Source organism: Deinococcus peraridilitoris DSM 19664 (assembly GCF_000317835.1).
Classification (GTDB): domain Bacteria; phylum Deinococcota; class Deinococci; order Deinococcales; family Deinococcaceae; genus Deinococcus_A; species Deinococcus_A peraridilitoris.
In genome coordinates this window covers 1140001-1160648 of record NC_019793.1, presented here as the reverse complement: position 1 = coordinate 1160648, position 20648 = coordinate 1140001, and the positions used below count along the sequence as shown (strand labels likewise).

Below are 20648 nucleotides of genomic sequence, written 5' to 3'. Positions count from 1 at the left end.
ACTTTTGTTCTCAGGCTGCCGTTTCTGTCAGTTCGTCAATTGACGACTTTGGTTTTGCCCTTCATATAGTCCATCAGCACGTATTGCCCGATATTGTGCGGCGTGGTGAAGTATGCCTTGCCTTTGGTCATTTCGGTCACGCGCCGCACGAAGCCGATCAGTTCGGCGTCGCGGGCCAGCATGAAGGTGTTGATCTGGATGCCGCTGCGTCGGCAGTTGGCGACTTCACGCAAAGTAGCGCCCAGCACATAAGGATCGAGACCGTAAGCATTTTTGTAGATGCGTCCGTCGGGCAGCGTGAGGGCGCTCGGTTTGCCGTCGGTGATCATCACGATCTGCTTCATGTCCTTGTTTTCGCGTTTGAGCAGCTGCTGCGCCAGCCGCAGGCCGCCCGCGGTATTGGTGTGGTACGGGCCGATCTGCGCCTGCGCCAGTTTCCCTAACGGCACTTCCTCGGCGCTGTCGTGAAACAGCACGAATTTCAGGGTATCGCCCGGATAGCTGGTGCGAATCAGGTGTGCGAGCGCCAGCGCCACCTGCTTGGCCGGCGTGAAGCGGTCCTCGCCGTACAGGATCATGCTGTGCGAGCAGTCGAGCAGCACCACCGTCGCGGCGCTGGAGCTGTACTCGGCCTGCCGGACGACCAGGTCACTCTGCTCCATGTTCTCGAAACCCTTGGAAATGACGTTCGAGAGCGTGGCAGTGGTGTCGAGGTTGAGGGTGTCACCGAATTCGTAGTTCTTGAGTTCGCCGGTCACGTCGATGCCACTCGCGTAGTCACGGGTGTCGTGATTACCGGCGCTGCTGCGCCCGAGACCACCCATCAGGTCGCGCAGGCTGTTGTAGCCCAGAAAGTCGATGGATTTGTCGGTGAGCTGGAAGCGCGCTTCACCGCTTTCCCCCGCGCCACCCCCGGAACCCTCTTCCTCATCGAATTCCTTGCGAATAAAGCCGTCCATCTGCAACTTGTCCATCAAGCGCTGAATCTGCTGCCCCAGGCGGGTTTCCTGAATGTCGTCGGCGTTCATGGCTTCTTCGAGCATCTCGTCAGGCACCATGCCGCGGTCCACCAGGGACTGCAGAATGGCGTCGAACAGGTCGTCCATGCTGGGGCGCGCGTCGGGATCAGGGTCGTAGGGGTCGTTCATGCCCTGGCCCAGCAACGCTTCCTGAATCATGCTCATCAGCTCGGCCGACTCGAGCGACTCGAGTTCACCTTCGAATTTGCTGTAGCGCGTTGTTTTGGACATGGTTGTCCTTCCTGCCCCTTTGGGCAGCTAGCGAACGATGACCTTTACCGTGGCCTCTGGCAGGGAGTCGAACTGACCGAATTGCTGGCTTTGCAGGCGGAGCCTGAGCAAGACTTCGCCGGAAGTGGGAATACCGGCCTTTCCAGGCTCCAACGGCAAGGAGAACATGAACGGATGCTCGCGTGCTTCTGTCACGCTCTTGACGGTCCGCGTTTCGGTCAACGCCAGGTCATCGCCGACGACCAGACTGAGGGACTGAACAAACTGTGTCGCGCACCCAGAATTGCCATATGCGCCGTCCGACTTCACGACAAGCGTGCTCGGCGCCGTCACCACGTAGGTCGCCGTATTGCCGCCCGGCTCGGTGGGCGCGTAGACTTCCAGGCTGGGCGGCGTGATCACAGGAGTACAGACGGGCGGAGCGCCGTCAGTTGCCGCTTGAGTTCCGCACCCTGCCAACACCATGGCCAACGCCACGCAAGCCACTCGTACTGTCTTCATCTGCACCTCCCTGCAATTTTGAACTGGCCTGCGGCTCGAAGGTTGAAGAAGGCAAGCTCGGTCCTTTCACACCACTTCAGTTCCAGCGTCCGCCGCGCTTGACCGTTTCTTTCTCGGGCGCGGCGTAGGATTCCTCGGCGCGTGAGAGCTTCTTGCGACCATACAGGCCTTCCAGGATGAACTCGGCGGCAGCGAGGCGCTGGGCGTCACTGCTGCCTTCGGCCATTTCGGCGGCGAACTGGTAAAGGCCCGGCACGCGGCGAATCTCGTTGAGGGCTGCGCCCGCGTCCCCCTGCTGGGGTACACGAAAGACCTGTCCGCCCTCGAACCACTTCTCGATCTCTTCAGTGTCCACTGAGGCGTAACGGCGGGCAAAGACGGCGCCGGCTGCCTTGCGGATGATTTCGCGCGCGACGTTCTCGGCGCCCTTGAGCTCACCTTCGTACTCCAGCTCCATCTTGCCGGTGATGGCGGGCAGACCCGCGTAGATGTCGGCGATGCGCGTCACGGTTTCGTCACCTGTACGCAGTGCGCGCTGCTCGGCGTTGGCACACGAGATCTCCATCAGGGAGATCGGCAGACGCTGACTGACGCCGGAGAGTTTGTCCACCCGGTTGTCCTCGCGGGCCTGGAAAGCGATTTCCTCGATCAGCTCGGCCACGAAAGTCGGCACGCGCACGCTCTCCTCACGGTAAGCTTCCTGCGCGGTGATGTCCATGCCCAGGTCGACCGTCTTGGGGTAATGCGTGCGGATCTCGCTGCCGATGCGGTCCTTGAGCGGCGTGACGATCTTGCCACGCGCGGTGTAGTCCTCGGGGTTGGCGCTGAAAACCAGCATCACATCGAGTTCCAGACGCACCGGATAGCCTTTGATCTGCACGTCGCCTTCCTGCAGGATGTTAAAGAGCGCCACCTGCACCTTGGGCGCCAGGTCGGCCAGTTCGTTGACCGCGAATATTCCGCGGTTGGCGCGCGGCAACAGCCCGAAATGCATGCTGCGCACGTCACCCAGGGCGGTTCCCAGACGCGCGGCCTTGATGGGGTCCACGTCGCCGATCAGGTCGGCGACCGTCACGTCGGGCGTGGCGAGCTTCTCGACATAGCGCTCAGCGCGCTCGATCCAGCGGATGGGTGTCTCCAGTCCGTGCGCTTCGAGCATCGCGCGTCCCTCGGCTGAGATGGGATTGAGCGGATCGTCGTTCATTTCGTTGCCGTCGATGGCCGGCACGCGCACGTCGAGCAGGTCGGTGATCTGGCGCAGGATGCGGCTCTTGGCCTGACCGCGCAGTCCCAGCAGAATGAAGTTCTGACGTGCCAGCAGCGCGTTGGTCAGCTGGGGAATGACGGTCTCCTCGAAGCCCACGATGCCCGGGAAGAGCGTCTCGCCCGCGCGGATCTTGCGCACGAGGTTGGCACGCACTTCGTCCTGGACCGAGCGGACTTGACCGTCGAACGGGGAACGCCCCTGGTACTCGGGCAGTTGGAGAAGTTCGGCGAGGGTGCTGGGTTGCGGCATGAATCCTCCGAAGCAAATCAGTTGGATGTGGGTTTCGCGTTGAAGGTTGCTTGAGCGGGTGCAAAACTGAAAATGGAAACGGCACTGTGAATTTGCCGCTGAGTCTGCGTGTGAAGCTGAAAACCGGCGGAATGCTGTAGAAACGCTAGCATGCAGTTTCCAGGCGGGACTGTGTGTTAAGAGAGGGTGCCGTGCGCTTCGTGCCTGGGCTCAGGGCTTCAACGAACCACAGGGGCGCCTCACCCACTTCACAGGTTTGCACGGCTACGCTGACCGGTATGAAGCCTGACTGGCGACACTTCGCGCTTGATTTCCTGCGCAGTTTCGTCGTGATTTTCGTCGTGTTCACCCTGATCCGCTATTTTGGCTGGCTCGGTTACGCCGACTCGCGCGGCGACTTGGCGACCTCGGCGGCAGTCGAGGTGATTCCCTCCCTGGGCTGGGCCCTGATCCTGACCGTGATCCGCATCTTTCTTTCCCGACGCACCTGAGCTTCTCTGTGGCGCAACATCATTTTTGAAGACCAGGTCAACTCGCCCTCTAGGAGTCTTAGGACCGACATCCTGTGCGCTTCACCGCCGGGTGTGAACCTGCACGTATGTACCACTTCGTGTCTCGCAGGCTCACGTCCTGGCTGCTCATCGGCATGCTGGCCTGCTGCTGGCTGCTCTCCGTGGGGCATGCGCTCGGTTGGTTGCCTTCAGGACTGGCCTTCGGTCCGGTCATGGCCTGGTCTACGGGTGTGCCGCTGCTGGTGTGGTCGTGCTGGTGCATCCTGGTGCGGATTCGTGGTGGGTGGCGGCCCGAAGGACGAAGCTCCTCGCCTCGAACGCGGCAGGATGTTAGCCTGTAGTGCATGAAAAATGTCTGGCTCATCGGTCTGGTCTTTGTGCTTGCTTCCTGCGGTGGAGGCAAGATCGAAGGCGAAAAGACCTTCAACTATCAGGGCTCGCAGCATCAGCAGGGGCGAATCGATTACACCGAAACTCCACCGGTGGGAGGCCTGCACAATCCGGTGTGGCAGAACTGCGGCGTCTATGACCAGCCCATCGCCAACGAATATGCCGTGCACAGCCTCGAACACGGTGCAGTGTGGATAACGTACCGCCCTGACCTGCCGTCCGCTGAAGTGGACAAGCTCAAGGCCCTGGTGGACGGGCGCGGTCACACCCTGCTCTCTCCTTACCCCAACCTGCCCAGCCCGGTAGTGGTCAGCGCCTGGAATCGGCAGCTGAGCGTGGAGAACGCCGATGACAAACGCCTGGAGCGCTTCCTGGAAGCCTACGAAAGTGGCTCTCAGGCGCCGGAGCGTGGCGCGTCCTGCTCGGGTGGCATGGGCGACACGCTGTAAGCGCCACCCGTAAAGGTGACAGGCTGGTCCTGCAAATGACCGGCCTGTCGTCATAATCTCGGTATGTCATTGTCCCAAGCCCGCCGCGCACTGGGCCGCGCTTCCCGGGTGGCCGTGCTGACCGGTGCGGGGATTTCAGCCGAAAGCGGCATTCCGACTTTCCGTGACGCACAGACCGGCCTGTGGGCGCGCTTTACGCCCGAAGAGCTGGCTTCGCCCGCAGCGTACGCGCGCGATCCGTTGTTCGTGTGGAACTGGTACGCCGAGCGGTACCGCGCCTGCATGCAGGCTGAACCGAACGCTGCCCACCGGGCGCTCGTGGAACTGGAACGCCGCGTGAGTGAGGCGTTTTTGCTGGTCACCCAGAACGTGGACGGTCTGCACGGCCGCGCGGGAAGCAAACGGCTGATCGAATTGCACGGCAATTTGAACACCGCGCGCTGCGAACGTTGCGCCCTCATCCAATCGCTGCCCGCGCCGCGTGATTTTTCGCCTCCCGCGCACTGCCAGCGCTGCGGCGCGCGGGCGCGGCCCAATGTGGTGTGGTTCGGTGAAATGCTGCTCGAAGATGACCTGAAGCGGTCCTGGCAGGCCTTCGAATCGGCCGAGGTGGCACTGGTGATCGGAACGAGCAGTGTGGTCGAACCGGCCGCGAGTCTGGGCCGCCTGGCCAAGTCACGTGGTGCTTACCTGATCGAACTGGGACCCGACGCCACGCCGCTGACACCGTATACCGATACTTCACTGCGCCTCGGTGCGGTTGCCGGAATGCAAGCCTTGATGGAGCAGGACACTTGAGTAGCTCCTACTTGAGTTTTGGTGTTCTCCCAAAACGCGGGGCGAGCGGAGGCAAGTAGGGAAGCGTGTTGCCGCTGGGTTCTGGAGTTCTGCGTGCTGTTTCCAGAACGGTAGAACTGAAGCGGTAGACACCTGGGCGTCCTCCGTGCAGTTCAACCGAGCTCGTGGTACTGACCGCGAAAGTACACCAGCGGATCGTCGTCGGTATACCGGCTGTATTCGACTTCGCCCACGAACAGCGTGTGATCACCGCCCGCGTGACGTTCGGTGCGGCGGCACACCAGTTGCGCGATCGCTCCGCCGATGAGAGGCAAGCCTTCGAAATCCACCCAGGGCACTTCCATTTCTCCTCCGCGGCGCGCGAAGTGGTTGCTCAGCTCCCGCTGGGTGTTGGAAAGAATGCTGACCCCGAAGCGGTCCGCTTCTTCGAGGGCGCCGTGCATGTGCGCGCCCCGGTCGATGGCCACCAGAATCAGCGGCGGGTCGAGGGAAACGGACAGAAAGGCACTGGCAGTCATGCCATGCACTTCGGTGCCGTGCGAAACGGTCACAATGGTCACGCCGCTCGCCCAGCGTCCCAGCGTCTGGCGAAACTCATGCGCAGGAATTGGCATGACAGGAGTGTACCGAAGCCACCGGCCATCGGCCATCAGCCGTCGACACACAACCAGCTGCCCGAAATGTGCGGGGCCACAACGACCATTCGCTAACTGTCCTGACGGGCGTCGTTCAGTCCTGTTCGAGCGGATACTGACGGGTGGCGCGAATGGCCAGGCGGATCAGAAACACATAGAACGTCAGCACCGCGGTTGCGACGATGAAACCCGGCAGGTTGCCGATCGAGGCCAGTTCAAGAAATCCCGCGAAGGTGGGCCGTGCGCCCGGGTCGCGCATCAAATCGAGTTTGGCCATCCAGGCGATCACCACTGCCGCGTAAATCCACAGGTAATTGCGCCGCAGCCGCCAGCCCACCGCGTCCAGGCGTGGAATGGGACTGCGCGGTTTGGCCAGCTCGCCCAAGAGCAGCTGATGCCAGCCCGCGTCGACTTTCTCGCCCAGCATGGCCGGATAAAAGAAGCGCTCCATGATCCGTACCCGGTGATGGGTGATTTCGAAAGTCCGGAAGCGCCGCGCCTCCAGGTGCAGAAAAAAGTAATTCATAAACATCGCGAAAAGAAAGATGGCGTGGCTGTTTTCGCGGTTGCCCAGCCCGAACGACGTGAGACCCGCCGTGGTCACGATGGCCCAGTTGGTGGTGGTGTCCAGTCGGCCCCGATACGCCGTCATGCGTCCCACTTCTGCCCGGTACAGGTGAATCAGGCTGTTGGCCGCGTTGGTTGAATAGCTCGCCTCGGTGATGGCGGGCATTTCCAGCGTGCGGGGGAGTTTGGGTTCGCTTGTCATGGTTTGCAGGGTGGGACAGACGCGTGAAACGCGGGGATACATGCCGGACTCCCCGCCGGGCTGGCGAAGCAGCACAGTCGCGCCGCGGTGGGTTTACTATACTGCCCGCGGCATGACTTCTGACCCATTTCTCTTCCTGCCCCAGGCCCTGCTGGCCTGGTTCGACGAACACGCACGCGATTTGCCGTGGCGTGCGGCGTCGCCAGGTCGGAGAGATCCGTACCGGGTGTGGGTATCTGAAGTGCTGTTGCAGCAGACGCAGGTGGTGCGCGGCAAAGTGTACTTCGAGCGTTTTCTCACGGCGTTCCCGGATGTGGCAGCGCTGGCGACAGCTCCCATTGAGGCGGTGCTCAAGGCCTGGGAGGGGTGCGGGTATTACGCCCGGGCGCGTCACCTTCACCGCGCGGCGCAGGTCGTGGTGCGCGACGGGTTTCCCCAAAATTATGAGGAGTGGCTCGCCTTGCCGGGAATCGGGCCTTATACTGCCGCTGCCATCACCAGCATCGCGTACGGTGAAGAGCGCGCGGTGAACGACGGAAACGTCCGGCGGGTACTGTCACGGCTTCACGCTGAAAAGGAGCCCGGCGAGCTCTGGGTCCAGGCCCGGGCCGACGAGCTGCTTTTTCGCGCGGATCCGGGGCGCTGGAACGAGGCGCTGATGGATCTGGGCGCGACCGTCTGCACGCCGAAAAGTCCGCGTTGTGGAGTGTGCCCGTTGAGTTCCTTCTGCCAGGCGCGAAAGAGCGGCCGTCCGGGGGACTTCCCGACGCCCAAAAGACGCGCGCCAGTGCAGGCGTGGCCTGCCGTGGCCCTTTTGATCGGCGACGCGCACGCGGCGTACCTGGAAATCCGTCAAGGCGGCCTGCTGGGCGGGCTGTCCGGTCTGCCCACAGAACCTGTCGAGGATGGTGACGAACAGGGCGCGCTGGAACGGCTGTTGGGTCGGCTGGGTGCGCGCCACGCCCGACTGCTGGGAACGGTGTCGCACACCATGACGCACCGGCAGGTGACCTTGCGTGTCTACGAAGCGCAAGCCGATCTGCCCCGTCAGGCCATCCAGGCCCACGCCCTTTCGCGGCTGGACCACAAAGCGCTCTCACTGACGCGTCAGGCTCAGACGGCATTGTTTGAAATGTGAGGTTTCCAGCGTGAGTATTCCCGACACTCCAGGTTCAGCGGCGCCCCGTTTGCCCGAGTCGGTATCAGCAGCGCGCGCAGCCTCTACACTGGGGCCCGTGACCGCACCCCGACTTCCGCTTTGGCTGCGCGCCGCGGGCGCGTTCTCCAGGCCGCTGTACTGGCTGTACGGAGGCCGCCTGGAGCGCAAGGTGCGCTCTGCCTCGCGTCTGCCGCAGCACATCGGCCTGATTCTCGACGGCAACCGCCGCTTTGCGCGCGCGGCCGGAATGGCCAGAAACCTCGGGCACACCCTGGGGGCCCACAAAGCCTACGAGGTGCTGGAATGGTGTCTGGAGCTGGGCATTCCGCACATCACCCTGTGGGTCTTCTCGACGGACAACAAGGGCCGCGACGCGGGTGAGGTCGCTCATTTGCTGGAGCTCTTCGCCGGGGAAGCCGCCAAGATGATTCACGATCCACGCATTCACAAAAACCGGGTGCGGATCAAGATGATCGGGGATCTGGAAGACTTTCCCGAAGGCGTGCGCCAGAACCTGCTGGATCTGGAGCGCGCCACCGAAGGCTACGACGGCCTGGTGCTCAACATCGCCATCGGTTATGGAGGCCGCGAGGAAATTGCCGAGTCCGTCCGGCGCCTGTTGCGTGCCAAGGCCGCCGAGGGCGCGTCGCTGGGTGAACTCGCCGCCTCGCTCACGGTGGATGACATCGGTGCCAACCTGTACACCGCTGGCGCTCCCGATCCCGATTTCATTATCCGCACGTCGGGCGAAGTGCGCCTGTCGGGCTTTTTGCTGTGGCAGGCCGCGTACAGCGAATACTATTTTTGCGACGTCAACTGGCCGGGCTTTCGTAAAGTGGACTTCCTGCGGGCGTTGCGCAGCTTTCAGGAGCGCGATCGACGCTTCGGCAAGTAAGTCGCGCTTGCCGGTGCACGGTCAGGTCGGTCAGGACCGTTTCGCCTCGTCATTCAAGGAGAAAGCATGAACCACACATTCGATACGCGTCTTGCCCGGGCGGCGCATCCCGCGGACCATACGCCGTTTGCCGACCTGCTGGCCGCGCTGGAAGGCGCGGACTGGGCGCTGTTGTTCCCTGACGAGGCGGCGCTGCTTTCTGCGCTCGCTTCGCTGTCCGGCGGCGCCACCTTGCGCATCGATCCGCGTGTGCCGCTGCGTGGCGTGGCGGCCCGTGCGGCCGGTTTCGAGCTCGGCGCCTTCGACGCCGATTGGCGTGAGTCCCTGGTGTGGACCTTCCAGCCGGACGAGCGCGCCGTCAAGCGGGCCCGAAAAGCCGAGGCGCGGCTGATTGCCGACGTGACGTACGCGCCGGGCAGCGGTGTATTTGCCAGTGGCGTGTCCCTGGCGGCGTACCGTGATGCGGGCGCCCTGAGCGGCCACGGGGACGTGACCTTTGCAGCGCTGCTCGGTATCGGTGAAGTGCCCGCCTTGAGCGGTACAGGAGTGCCGGCCCTGGCCGAAACCTTGCTGCGCCGCGACCTTGCCAGCCTGGGAGCCCGCCGGGAGCGGCAGCAACGCACCGCGGAGCAACTGGCCGAACGTCTGGGTAAACGGGCGTCGCTGGTAAGCGGCGCCCTGATGCTGGTATCGCAGACCATGCCCTCTACTGGCCTGTTCTCCGCGCAGGCGGCGCTGGGCGGGGTAGTATCGGCGCGGCGAGACACGGAGGGCGAAACGCTGCTGTCGATTGGCCTGGAAGACATCGAAGATTTGTGGAGTGATCTGACCGGTGATGTGGCGCTCGCCGTGGTGGCCGACGATCTGGAAGCGGACGCGGCAGCACAGGCCCCAGAAGTGCCCGCCGTGCCCGGCGAGGCGGCCGACGTTGACGACGTGCAAGACGAGGCGACTGCGCTTCACGCCGAACCCCAGCCCGAAGGCCCCCTCGCGCCAGATTTGCCGCAAGCGCCCGGGTCGGGGGAGGGCGATCCCACAGCAGGGCTGAGCGAAGAACAGCTGGCGGCCTTCGAGCGACTGCGCGAGTGGCGCAACGCCGAGGCCCGCCGTCAGGAGGTGTCGCGCTTCATTGTGGCCTCCAACGCGACCCTGGCTGAAATTGCCCGCCACGCGCCCCAGAATGAAGCCGAACTGCGTCAGGTGAAGGGTATGGGTCCGGAGCGGGTGCGCAAGTATGCCGAGCGCATTCTCAACATGACGCGTGGTCTCGGGAAGTAGAGCGCGTCCTCGCGAACAGGCGCGCCGGTCCGAAGCGCGCCTTTTCTTTGCTTTTGCGCTAAAACGGTGAGGCTTATGACGCCGGAACGGCTCGAAAAAATCAAACGCGTCCTCGATCACCGTCAGCCCAGCCTGACGGTCCTGATGGAAGAAGTTCACAAACCCCACAACTTCAGTGCGATTCTGCGTTCGTGTGACGCCGTGGGTGTGCTGGAAGTACACGCGGTGGTTCCTCGTGGCGGGCTGCCCACCTACAACGCCACGAGCGGCAGTGCCGAAAAGTGGGTGAGCGTTCAGCGGCATGTGTCCGCGTTGGACGCCATCGCCCAGCTGCAGGAGAGGGGAGTGCAGGTGCTTGCCACTCACCTTTCGGCGCGTGCCCTTGACTACCGTGAGCTCGACTACACCCGTCCCACCTGCATTCTGCTGGGCGCCGAGAAGTGGGGCGTGACACAGGCGGCGGCAGACGCGAGCGATCACAACATCGTCATTCCGATGCTGGGAATGGTGCAGAGCCTCAACGTGTCCGTCGCGGCGGCCACCATCCTCTTCGAAGCGCAGCGCCAGCGCCTGCAGGGGGGAATGTACGCGCGGCGCCAGCTTTCCGATGAACGCTACGAGGAGCTGCTGTTCGAGTGGGCCTACCCGGAGCTGGCGCCGCGCTTCCGGGAGCGCGGCGAACGCTACCCAAGCCTGAACGAGGATGGACAACCGGTGATCCAGGAGCGCTGAGGACCGGGCGAACGGTCCGAATCCTGTCGTTCCTGTGCACCGCAGCAGGACTCGCTTGCCCTGCAGCGCTGGCACGCTGTTCGAAGTTGTCGGGACCGGGCAGGCGTAGGCGGCGTTCCGCTCTATTACACTCGTGGACGGAACGCGCTGGTTTCTGGCGTGCCGGCGCCCCGGCACGCCCCCACCGTACTTCTGAATTCATTCCCCGCGCCACGCGCGACCACTGGAGGATATTGATGCTGGATGTCATTCGTGAATTGGCCAAGGAGAGCCCGAGTAAGATCGTGATGGTAGTGCTCGATGGAGTGGGTGGCCTGCCACGAGAAGTCAACGGTGAGACGGAACTCGCGTCCGCCAGGACGCCCAACCTCGACGCGCTGGCGCGTGAGTCGCAACTGGGTCAGGTCGAACTGGTCGGCGCGGGCATCACCCCTGGCAGCGGCCCGGGTCACCTGAGCCTGTTCGGTTACGATCCCCTGCATTACACCGTCGGACGGGGCGCGCTGTCGGCAGTGGGCATCGGCGTGAAGCTCGCGGCGGGTGATGTGGCCGTGCGGGGGAACTTTGCGACCCTGGCGGCCGGGCGGGTCATCGAGGACCGCCGTGCGGGCCGACCCAGCAACGAGGAGAACGTGCGGGTGGTGGGCAAGCTGGGCGCGGCCATCAGCGAACTCGACGGTACCAAAGTCGAGATCTACACCGAGAGCGAGCACCGCTTCGTGGTGGTCTTCCGCTCGGCGGGCACTCCGCTCGGTGCCAACGTGTCCGACGTGGATCCGCAGGCCACGGGCGTGCCGCCCTTGACGGCGCGCGGAAACGACAACGTCTCCGAGCGCACTGCCAACCTCGTGAACGCCTTCGTGGCACGCGCCGAAGACGTCCTGCGGGATGAAGCGCAGATCAACGGCGTGCTGTTTCGTGGTTACAGCGACGTGCCGCACTTTCCGAACTTCCCCGAGGTCTTCCGCCTGCGCTCGGCCTGCATCGCTTCTTACCCGATGTACAAAGGTCTGGCGTCGCTGGTCGGCATGGACGTGCTGGACGTGCCAGGCGAGGAAGACGCTCTGCAGGAGAAAGTGCAGACCTTGCGCGACCATTGGGACCGTTACGATTTCTTCTACCTGCACATCAAGAAAACCGATTCGACCGGCGAAGATGGTGATTTCGAGGAGAAAGTCCACAAGATCGAGCTTTTCGACGAACTGCTGCCGCAGATTCTGGAACTGGGCCCTGACGTGCTGGCACTGGTGGGCGATCACAGCACTCCCAGCACGCTGCTGACCCACAGCTGGCATCCGGTGCCGCTGCTGATCAAGAGCGACTGGGGCCGCAAGGATCTTGCGGTACGCTACACCGAGGAAGAGGCCCAGAAAGGCTCGCTGGGCCTGCGGCGCGGCACCGACGTCATGCCACTCCTGATGGCCAACGCCCTGAAACTGCAAAAGTACGGCGCGTAACACCGTTGGCGCTGAGGTCTTCTTCAAAGCCCAACAGCGTCGTATCGGTTTAAAAACGAGGCAGGAACGGTTACCGTTCCTGCCTCGTTTTTATGCGTTCATCACGCAGGAGGGACGTGCCCCTCATGACTCAGCTTGTCTTTGAGGTCTTCGCATGCCTTACCGCCGCCGCCGGGCATTTCATGCTGAGGTGCCTTTGTGCAGGGCTTCCCGCTGAACGTCTTCCCAGCGACCAAGGCCCAGCACGTATGGCGCCCGCTGGATCGGGGTGGTGACCTGCGGGCCCTGGTCAGCGAAGTAGACATTGACTTCCGAGCGGATGCCATAGCCGCGCTCTTTGGGATAGACGCCGGGTTCGACGGTCACGGCCAGCCCGCCGGTCAGGCGGCGCGTATCGTGCGTCTCCAGGTCGTCGAGGTTGGCACCCGGTCCATGCAGCGCCTCGCCCAGGTTGTGTCCCAGGCGGTGGGTGAAGTGCGAACCAAAGCCGCGCTCTTCGAGAAGCTGCCGGGCCGCGCGGTCGATCTGCCAGCCCTGCAGCTCTCCCCATTCCTGCGAGAGCTTTTGCAAAGCCAGGTCGCGGGCGTCAGCCACGGCAGTCCAGGCGAGCATGAACTCCTCGCCCATGGGTCCCGCGTGCGCCATCCAGGTGACATCTGCGTGCGGCCGGCCGCTTTCCTGCCCCCACAAGTCGATCAGGACGCACTGGCCGAAGCTCAGCGTGGCGTTGTTGGCCTCGTCCGGCGCGTAGTGCGGATTGGCAGCATTTTCGCCAAAGCCCACGATGGCCGGATGGTCGGTGATCAATTTTCCGGCCTGAATCTGCTGCATGATGACCGTCTGCACGTCGAGCTCGGTGACGGCCTCTCCTGTGAGCAGGCGTTCGTGAATCAGCTGGAAGGCAGCGTCCTTGGCGCGCATCAGTACGGAGACGGCGCGCTGGTGGGCAGCAAGGTCGTCGCTGGTCCATTTCAGAAAGGCCTGCAGCAGGTCGGCGCTGCTGACGATCTCTGCTCCGGTGGCCCGGACGCGCTCGAGCGTACCGGCGTCCACAAAGGAAACGTATGGAACGTCGCCGCGCGGACTGTATTCCATCGCAATCCGGAGGGGTAATCCATCATGGGCGAGCAGGCGCTGCAGGGCCGCGTCCAGTTCCTGGTGCGAGCTGTAAGGCTCCAGACGTGCGCTGCCCTGACTGATGGTGTTCCAGGCACTTTCCTCGATCCGGTGGTGCAGCACCAGCGCCGCCCCCCGGCGGGGTACCCATACGAAGTAACGCCGGGTGAGGTGTGCCCGCTCGGGAAGGCCCAGCAGGGTGCGGGCCAGCGGGTTACTGCCCCGAAAATCATAGATCAGCCAGCCGTCGAGGTCGGTGGTAAGCAGTTCTTCACGAATTCGCCCAAGTGCGTTGTGCATACCTCAGCATAGGGCGGGCATCGCGCATCCGAACCCGGTGGTCAAAGGACTTGTTGGATGTTCTTCGACCTGACAGGTGCGTCAGCCACAAGCTGGAATGGCTGGAGGTGGCGTGAAGGGCGCAGTGGCTTGCCATAAAACGCACAACCTAAAGCCGAGTGAACTTGTCCAGTTTATGTGATGGGGCACCTTCTCGTCAGAAGCGCAGTGCTACCCTTCAGACATGACGCAGGCAACGAACGCAATCAGCATCAGTGACTTCGGTGCGCAAAAAGCGCAGGAGATTCTGAAAAGCAGCGGCAAGAGCGAAGCGGGTGTGCGCGTCTTCGTAAAAAGCGGCGGCTGCAGCGGTTACCAGTACGGCATGGCCATCGACGACCGCGAACTCGAAGGTGACGTGATCGTGTATGACAAGGGTGTCAAGCTGCTCGTCGACCGCATGAGCCTGCCCTTCCTGGAAGGCAGCGAGGTCGACTTCCTCGAGAACATGATGGGCGGCGGCTTTACGGTCAACAATCCCAAAGCCACTTCGGCCTGTGGCTGTGGTCATAGCTTCCGTACGGACGGCGCGAACGCTCCGGCAGGTGAGGGAAGCGGCGGTTGCGGCAGTTCACACGCCTGAATTCAGAGTTTTTCAAAGCGCTTGACCAGCCCGGTCAAGCGCTTTTCCATTTGTCTAGGTTAACTTCTCATTTAGCTGACGTTGACACGCCATTTGGCCTACCTATAATGGCGGTGTCAGAAACTCAAGCTGGCGAGAGTACCAGCGGTATCGGTACTTGGTGCCCGAACAACGAACCCAGGGAGGCAATTTTATCTTTGGCCGGTCTTTGCCCCTTCGGTTTTGGCACTCAAAAGGAGTCCTATGAGAAAAATCGTAGCCCTTTCGGCCCTTATGCTCGGCGTGGCGCTGGCTGGTCCCCGCCAGAACAACGTGATCATTGGCGCGTCCCAGGAGCCTCCTGCCATTCAGGACTACTGGAGCACCAACAACCTCGCCATTTCTTCGGAAATCAACGGGTACACCACATCCAGCCTGACCGTCAAAAACGACGCAGGCCAGCTGGTCGCCGACCTGGCCGAGCGTGTTCCGACGGCTGCAAACGGGGACATCAAGACCACCCGCCAGGGAAACCGGGTGACCAGCAACTCGGTTACCTACCGCATTCGGCCCAACGCGCGCTGGTCCGACGGAACGCAGATCACCGTGCGCGACTTTCAGTTCTGGCTGGAAGTGCAAAACGACGAGCGTGTGCCGGTGCCGACCCGCGAACCCTGGAACACCGCCAAGATCACGCGCGTCAACGACAAGACCTTTACCGTCACCTTCACCCCCGCCTACCTCTTCGCCGATCAGGTCGGCCCCGGATACGCCCCGGCCCACATCATGCAGGCCGACTGGAACGCTTTCAAGACCGCCACGGCGCAGATGGACGCCAAGAGCCAGGGGAAAGAGATCAACGAGCGCTGGCAGCAGTTTCTCGGTCGCCACACTACGGCCACCGGTCTGCCCAAGGTGTCGAGCGGGGCTTTCCGCCTGACCGCCTGGCGGGCAGGTTCCAGCATGACCCTCGTGCGCAATCCGAACTACTGGCGCAAGCCGCCGGGTGATGAGAAGAACTACGCGCAGCAGGTCATCTTCCGCTTCATCGGCGATACCAACACCCTGCGCGTGAACGTGCTGTCCGGTCAGATCGATGCGCTGGCCACTGTCGGCGTCACCTTCGATCAGGGCCTGGAACTCCAGAAGTCGGAAGGCAACCGCTTCAAGACCTTCTTCGTACCGGGCGGTGTGTGGGAGCACATCGACATCAACAAGTTCGCGAACGTCCAGAAAGTCAAGGACCTGAACCTCGACGACAAGCGCATTCGCCAGGCCCTGCTGATGTCCATCAACCGTGATTCTCTCGTGCAGCAGCTCTATCAGGGCAAGCAGCCGGTCAGCCACAGCTTTGTGAGCACGCTGAGCTCGCTCTACAAGCAGGACGTACAAAAGTACCCCTACAACCCCGACCGTGCCAAGCAACTCTTCGCTGCAGCCGGCTGGACCCCGGGCTCTGACGGCATCCTGCAGAAGGACGGCAAGAAGTTCCAGATCAACTTCACCACCACTGCCGGTAACCGCATCCGCGAGCGCGTCCAGCAGATCCTGATCGCGCAGTGGAAGGCTGTCGGCGTGGACGTGCAGGTCGCCAACCAGCCTGCCTCGGTGGTCTTCTCGGAAGACTTCATTCAGCGGGCCAGCGAAGGCCGTTGGGACATGTTCATGTTCGCCTGGGTGCAGGATCCGGCGCTGGAAACTGGCAACCTGTATTCGGCCGAGACGCAGAATGGAGACCCCAACATCCCCACCTCTGCCAACGGGTACGCGGGCCAGAATATTGGTGGCTGGAACAACGCCGAGTTCAACGGTCTCTACAAACAGGCCCTGCAGGCCTTTGAGGCAGCGCCCCGCAAGACGTTCTTTGACCGCATGCAGACGATCTGGGCGGAAGAGATTCCCACCATTCCCCTGTACAACCGTGCTAACCCGTACACCAAGGCGACCGGGCTCGTGAACTACACCTTCTCGGCTTCGAACCTGTACCCCAGCTGGAATGCTTACCAGATCGGCTGGTCGCAGAACGGCGCCCGTGAAGTGAACGTGCAGCGCTGAGCGCTGAATTGACCGTGCACAGAAGTTAAATGATGCGGGGGGCCACGGCCCTCCGCTTATATTTAAGGCAGCTCTCAGAGCATCGGTGGATGTTGCCGAGACTTCCCCGCAAGAAAGGGACCATTTTCCATGTCGATTTACATCGTGCGGCGACTTTTACAGATGATTCCGCTGCTGCTGCTGATCAGCCTGGTTATTTTTACCCTGACAGCGCTGCAGCCTGGCGATCCCATCGACCAGTTCCGTTTCAATCCGCAGACGACAGCCGAAGACATCGCCCGTCTGCGGGCGTCGTATGGTCTCGATCAGCCGATCTACAAACGCTACTGGGCCTGGCTGACGCGGGCCGTGACCGGGGACCTTGGTTATTCTCAGGTCCTCAACCAGCCGGTCACACAGTTCCTGTTCGAGCAGCGTTTGCCCAATACCCTGCTGCTGTCGGGTGTGGCGTTTCTGGTGTCGATCTGTGTGGCCATCCCGCTGGGAATTTTCTCGGCCCTGCGTCAGTACAGCAGCGCAGACTACTTCCTAACGTTCATGAGCTTTATCGGCTTCAGCGTGCCGGTGTTCTGGCTGGGCATCATGCTGATCTATCTGTTCGCCGTCGTCCTGCCCACCGCAACGGGCGGAGCGATCTCGCTGCCGGCCGGTGGGATCGAGACGGTGGGCATCGAAGGCTCGGGTTTCTGGATCGAGGCACTCGACCGGCTCAAGTATCTGATTCTGCCGGTGTTTGCGCTCGGCTTTATTCAGGTGGCAGCCTGGACACGCTTCATGCGCGCCAGCATGCTGGAGGTCATCAATCAGGATTATGTGCGCACGGCCCGCGCCAAAGGCCTGAGCCAGCGGGTGGTGACCTACAAGCACGCGCTGCGCAACGCCGTGATTCCCATCGTGACCATTCTCGGCCTCTCGATTCCCGGTCTGCTGGGCGGCGCGACCCTCACCGAGACGGTGTTCATTTGGCCGGGCATGGGCCGGGCCATCTTCGATGCGCTGGTGGCCAAGGACTACAACATCGTGATGGCCGCGCTCACCTTTCTGGCGCTGATGACGGTGGTCTTTACCCTGATCACCGACCTGGCCTACGCCATCGTCGATCCGCGCATTCGCTATTCCTGAGGACCAGCCCGACGAGGTACCCATGACAACAACTGCCGTTCCCAAACGATCCAGCGGTCAGTCCACCTGGTCGATCGCCATGCGCCGTTTTCGCCGTCACAAACTGGCCATGGCCAGCCTGGTGGTCATCGTACTGCTGGTGCTGATGGCCCTGTTTGCTCCGTGGATCGCGCCACAAAATCCTTTCCAGTTCGACCCCAACAACCTGCGTCCATACGAGCCCCCGAGCGCCTCCCACTGGTTCGGCACCGATGACCTCGGGCGCGATGTGTTCTCACGCATCATCTACGGTAGCCGCATCAGCCTGGCGGTCGGTTTCTCGGTGGCGTTCCTGGGCATTTTTATCGGCACGCTGATGGGCGTTCTCGCCGGCTTCTTCGGAGGCTGGGTCGACGTCATTATCAGCCGCTTTATCGAGTTCATGCAGTCCATTCCGACCTTTCCGCTGCTGCTGGTAATTGCCAGTATTCTGGCGGTCAGCGACGCCGAGCCGATTGTGGCCTTCCGCAACACCTACCGCGAAAGTGCCAGCGTGTTCATCGTGATCGTCGTGCTGGCCCTGCTGGGCTGGATGGGCACTGCCCGCCTGGTGCGTGGAGAGATCCTCAAGCTCAAGAACCTCGAGTATGTCGATGCTGCCCGCGCACTGGGTGCCAAGAACAGTCGGATCATGTTCCGCCACCTCGTGCCGAACACGGTGGCGATCATTATCGTGCAGACCACCTTGGATGTCGGTGCCGCCATTCTGGTCGAGGCTGGACTGTCGTTTCTGGGCTTCGGTATTCAGCCTCCGGTCTCCTCGTGGGGCAACATGCTCTCTGGCGCGCAGGAAGCGGTGTTCTCCAGCCCCTGGCTCACCTTTTATCCGGGCCTGATGATCCTGCTCACCTGCCTGGCCTTCAATTTTCTGGGGGACGGGCTGCGTGACGCCCTCGATCCACGCAGCCGCCTGTAAGATCCCGGACCCAGTTCCCGCAGAAGTCAGAGGTTTTTCCTCTGGCTTCTTTTCTGCTTTTCAGCGGCTCACGCCCTGCTATCCTGACCGTGATGATCGTGCTTGGCATCGATCCCGGCCTTGCCAACCTGGGAATCGGCATTGTGGAAGGTGACGCGCGCAAAGCCCGTCACCTGCACCACGTGTGCATCTATACCGAATCGGCCTGGCTGCTGCCCAAGCGACTGCTGTACCTGCATACCGAGCTCACCCGGTTGCTCGAAGTGTTCGCCCCGCAGGCGGTGGCCATCGAAGACCAGTACCTGCGCAAGCAGGCTGACGTGGCCTTCAAGGTCGGACAGGCCGTTGGTGTTGTGCAATTGGCTTGCGCCCAGGCGGACGTGCCCATCTATGCGTATGGTCCCATGCAGGTCAAGCAGACCCTCGTGGGTCATGGTCGTGCTGACAAAACCCAGATCACGTATATGGTCAAGGCGTCGCTGGGACTGCGCGAGGTAGGCTCGTCACACGCTTCCGACGCACTGGCGTTGGCGCTGACCCACCTGGCGCAGCAACCGATGCAGCGCGCGCTCGCCACGTCACGCCGGTAAACATGGAAGTGGTTGTGCTGCTGGGGCTGACCGTGCTGCCGACGGTCTTCTGGCTGTGGTTTTTCGTGCGACGTGACGCGCACCCCGAGCCGCCGCGGCTGCTACTGCGGACCTTCGCTTACGGTGGTCTCGCCTGGCTGCTGTCGGCATTGCTCGAACTCAGTGTGCGAGGCGTCCCGGGGCCGGTGGTCACCCTGCTGCTGATCGCGTTGATCGAGGAAGCAACCAAGCTGCTGGCGGCCAGTACCGCCGCGCGCGAACGCGAATTCGACGAGCCGATGGATGGACTGATTTACGCCGTAACTGCCGCGCTGGGTTTTGCCTTGTTTGAGAATCTGGCGTACGCCGTGCAGTTTGGCATTGAGGTCGCGCTTTTACGGGCGTTGCTGACCGCCCTGGCCCATGCGCTGTTCAGCGCTCCTCTCGGATATGGACTGGCACGGGTCCGCTTTGGCGGTGGACGCTGGTGGCGTACGCGAGGTCTGCTGGCAAGTGCCACGTTGCATGTGGTGTTCAATGGTCTCTTGAGTGGGGCAGCTAACTGGTGGCAACTCCCGGTGTTAGGGCTCACTCTGCTGGCCATGTATGTTCTGGCACACACACTGTATGTGTCGGGAAGGAAGCGTCAGGAGAGCGGGCTCGACCGAATCTGACCGTGGCTGGCGCAGGGCCCGCTTTTCAGATTTGCTTCGAGTGGAAGTTGCCCGGGTCTTTTGCCTAAATCGGGACACTGGGGTGGGGTTTGTCAGTGTTGACATTATTGGGCGTGGTTATCGACTTTTGTCGTCCTGGACGGCATCAATTCTCGGGAACAGCTCGGTGGACAAGAACCCCAGGAGGAGCGCTTGACAACACGAGAGACTTCACCTATTCTTTTTGAGCCTCGCAGGAGGCGGTCCTTGAGAGAGGACGTGGAGCATGACAACACGAGTGGCACGCGCGAGCGTGAGGTTGGATTCCGAGAGGGATTCAACGAAAGAAATGACCGATGAAGAGGTCAAGATGGAAAGGGTCCACGGTGGATGCCCTGGCACTGGAGCCGAAGAAGGACGTTGCGACCTGCGAAAAGCCACGGGGAGTTGGAAGCAAGCATTGATCCGTGGATGTCCGAATGGGGGAACCCACTGCGTGTGAACACGCAGTACTCCGCAAGGAGAGGGAACTCAGGGAACTGAAACATCTCAGTACCTGAAGGAGAAGAAAGAGACATCGATTCCGGTAGTAGCGGCGAGCGAACGCGGAAGAGCCTAAACCAGTTGACTTGTCAATTGGGGTTGTAGGGAGAACGAGATCGAAGCCAACAGCTACTCGAACCACCTGGAAGGGTGGACCGAAGAGGGTGACAGTCCTGTAGAGGAAAGTTGGAGGCTAGTAGTTCTTACCTGAGTAGGTTGATATTCGTGGAATGTTGACTGAAACTGCCCGGACCACCGGGCAAGGCTAAATACTCCCAGTGACCGATAGCGCATAGTACCGTGAGGGAACGGTGAAAAGAACCCCGGGAGGGGAGTGAAAGAGAACCTGAAACCGTGGACTTACAAGCAGTCACGGCCCCGCAAGTGGGTTGT

21 protein-coding genes and 1 rRNA gene (1 of these 22 running past the window's edge) are annotated in these 20648 nt (G+C 62.1%); 16 read left to right on the top strand and 6 right to left on the bottom strand.

Features of this window, described 5'->3' with window-relative positions:
* Nucleotides 1-35: 35 nt before the first annotated feature.
* The 3 genes from DEIPE_RS05575 to DEIPE_RS05565 form a co-directional block, all read right to left on the bottom strand.
* A complete protein-coding gene (locus DEIPE_RS05575) occupies nt 36-1250 on the bottom strand; it encodes a vWA domain-containing protein (protein WP_015235007.1) in 1215 nt (404 codons plus the stop codon).
* Between the two features lie 27 nt (nt 1251-1277).
* Entirely contained in the window at nt 1278-1751 is a 474-nt protein-coding gene (locus DEIPE_RS05570) for a hypothetical protein (protein WP_015235006.1), read from the bottom strand.
* Between the two features lie 76 nt (nt 1752-1827).
* On the bottom strand, nt 1828-3267 hold the full coding sequence (locus DEIPE_RS05565) for a sigma 54-interacting transcriptional regulator (protein WP_015235005.1): 1440 nt from the start codon (nt 3265-3267) through the stop codon (nt 1828-1830).
* A gap of 278 nt (nt 3268-3545) precedes the next feature.
* On the opposite strand from DEIPE_RS05565, the gene DEIPE_RS05560 reads away from it, so the two are divergent.
* The 4 genes from DEIPE_RS05560 (at nt 3546) to DEIPE_RS05550 (ending at nt 5416) form a co-directional block, all read left to right on the top strand.
* The gene (locus DEIPE_RS05560) at nt 3546-3758 is read left to right on the top strand and encodes a hypothetical protein (protein ID WP_015235004.1); all 213 of its coding nucleotides are present in this window, start codon (nt 3546-3548) and stop codon (nt 3756-3758) included.
* 107 nt (nt 3759-3865) lie between these two features.
* Complete coding sequence (locus DEIPE_RS23785) at nt 3866-4120, top strand: hypothetical protein (protein WP_157448771.1); 255 nt, start codon at nt 3866-3868, stop codon at nt 4118-4120.
* A 3-nt stretch (nt 4121-4123) separates the two neighbouring features.
* Nucleotides 4124-4618 (top strand): thioredoxin-like domain-containing protein, encoded by a 495-nt coding sequence (locus DEIPE_RS05555; RefSeq protein ID WP_015235003.1) that lies wholly within the window; start codon nt 4124-4126, stop codon nt 4616-4618.
* Between the two features lie 63 nt (nt 4619-4681).
* Entirely contained in the window at nt 4682-5416 is a 735-nt protein-coding gene (locus tag DEIPE_RS05550) for an SIR2 family NAD-dependent protein deacylase (RefSeq protein ID WP_015235002.1), read from the top strand.
* Between the two features lie 152 nt (nt 5417-5568).
* Here the strand turns inward: DEIPE_RS05550 and DEIPE_RS05545 are convergent, their stop codons facing one another.
* A complete protein-coding gene (locus DEIPE_RS05545; protein ID WP_015235001.1) occupies nt 5569-6030 on the bottom strand; it encodes a flavin reductase family protein in 462 nt (153 codons plus the stop codon).
* Between the two features lie 115 nt (nt 6031-6145).
* Nucleotides 6146-6820: a DUF2270 domain-containing protein gene (locus DEIPE_RS05540; protein WP_052326767.1), complete on the bottom strand. Its 675-nt coding sequence runs from the start codon at nt 6818-6820 to the stop codon at nt 6146-6148.
* Between the two features lie 112 nt (nt 6821-6932).
* On the opposite strand from DEIPE_RS05540, the gene mutY reads away from it, so the two are divergent.
* The 5 genes from mutY (at nt 6933) to DEIPE_RS05515 (ending at nt 12341) form a co-directional block, all read left to right on the top strand.
* Complete coding sequence (gene mutY / locus DEIPE_RS05535) at nt 6933-7958, top strand: A/G-specific adenine glycosylase (protein ID WP_015234999.1); 1026 nt, start codon at nt 6933-6935, stop codon at nt 7956-7958.
* Nucleotides 7959-8055: 97 nt separating this feature from the next.
* Nucleotides 8056-8874, top strand: a complete 819-nt coding sequence (locus DEIPE_RS05530; RefSeq protein WP_157448770.1) for an isoprenyl transferase — start codon at nt 8056-8058, stop codon at nt 8872-8874.
* Between the two features lie 66 nt (nt 8875-8940).
* Nucleotides 8941-10152 (top strand): HRDC domain-containing protein, encoded by a 1212-nt coding sequence (locus DEIPE_RS05525; RefSeq protein WP_015234997.1) that lies wholly within the window; start codon nt 8941-8943, stop codon nt 10150-10152.
* Between the two features lie 75 nt (nt 10153-10227).
* Nucleotides 10228-10884, top strand: coding sequence for a tRNA (guanosine(18)-2'-O)-methyltransferase TrmH (gene trmH / locus DEIPE_RS05520; RefSeq protein ID WP_015234996.1), 657 nt, complete (start codon nt 10228-10230; stop codon nt 10882-10884).
* Nucleotides 10885-11120: 236 nt separating this feature from the next.
* Nucleotides 11121-12341 (top strand): 2,3-bisphosphoglycerate-independent phosphoglycerate mutase, encoded by a 1221-nt coding sequence (locus DEIPE_RS05515; protein ID WP_015234995.1) that lies wholly within the window; start codon nt 11121-11123, stop codon nt 12339-12341.
* A gap of 180 nt (nt 12342-12521) precedes the next feature.
* Here the strand turns inward: DEIPE_RS05515 and DEIPE_RS05510 are convergent, their stop codons facing one another.
* Entirely contained in the window at nt 12522-13757 is a 1236-nt protein-coding gene (locus DEIPE_RS05510; protein ID WP_015234994.1) for a M24 family metallopeptidase, read from the bottom strand.
* A 223-nt stretch (nt 13758-13980) separates the two neighbouring features.
* On the opposite strand from DEIPE_RS05510, the gene DEIPE_RS05505 reads away from it, so the two are divergent.
* The 7 genes from DEIPE_RS05505 to DEIPE_RS05475 form a co-directional block, all read left to right on the top strand.
* On the top strand, nt 13981-14379 hold the full coding sequence (locus tag DEIPE_RS05505) for a HesB/IscA family protein (protein ID WP_015234993.1): 399 nt from the start codon (nt 13981-13983) through the stop codon (nt 14377-14379).
* A 243-nt stretch (nt 14380-14622) separates the two neighbouring features.
* A complete protein-coding gene (locus DEIPE_RS05500; protein WP_015234992.1) occupies nt 14623-16413 on the top strand; it encodes a peptide ABC transporter substrate-binding protein in 1791 nt (596 codons plus the stop codon).
* Nucleotides 16414-16542: 129 nt separating this feature from the next.
* Nucleotides 16543-17535: an ABC transporter permease gene (locus DEIPE_RS05495; RefSeq protein ID WP_015234991.1), complete on the top strand. Its 993-nt coding sequence runs from the start codon at nt 16543-16545 to the stop codon at nt 17533-17535.
* Between the two features lie 22 nt (nt 17536-17557).
* Nucleotides 17558-18490, top strand: a complete 933-nt coding sequence (gene opp4C / locus DEIPE_RS05490; RefSeq protein WP_015234990.1) for an oligopeptide ABC transporter permease — start codon at nt 17558-17560, stop codon at nt 18488-18490.
* Nucleotides 18491-18582: 92 nt separating this feature from the next.
* Entirely contained in the window at nt 18583-19080 is a 498-nt protein-coding gene (gene ruvC / locus DEIPE_RS05485) for a crossover junction endodeoxyribonuclease RuvC (RefSeq protein ID WP_015234989.1), read from the top strand.
* Between the two features lie 2 nt (nt 19081-19082).
* Nucleotides 19083-19733, top strand: coding sequence for a PrsW family intramembrane metalloprotease (locus tag DEIPE_RS05480; protein ID WP_015234988.1), 651 nt, complete (start codon nt 19083-19085; stop codon nt 19731-19733).
* A gap of 342 nt (nt 19734-20075) precedes the next feature.
* A 23S ribosomal RNA gene (locus tag DEIPE_RS05475) occupies nt 20076-20648 on the top strand (it continues 2312 nt past the right edge of the window).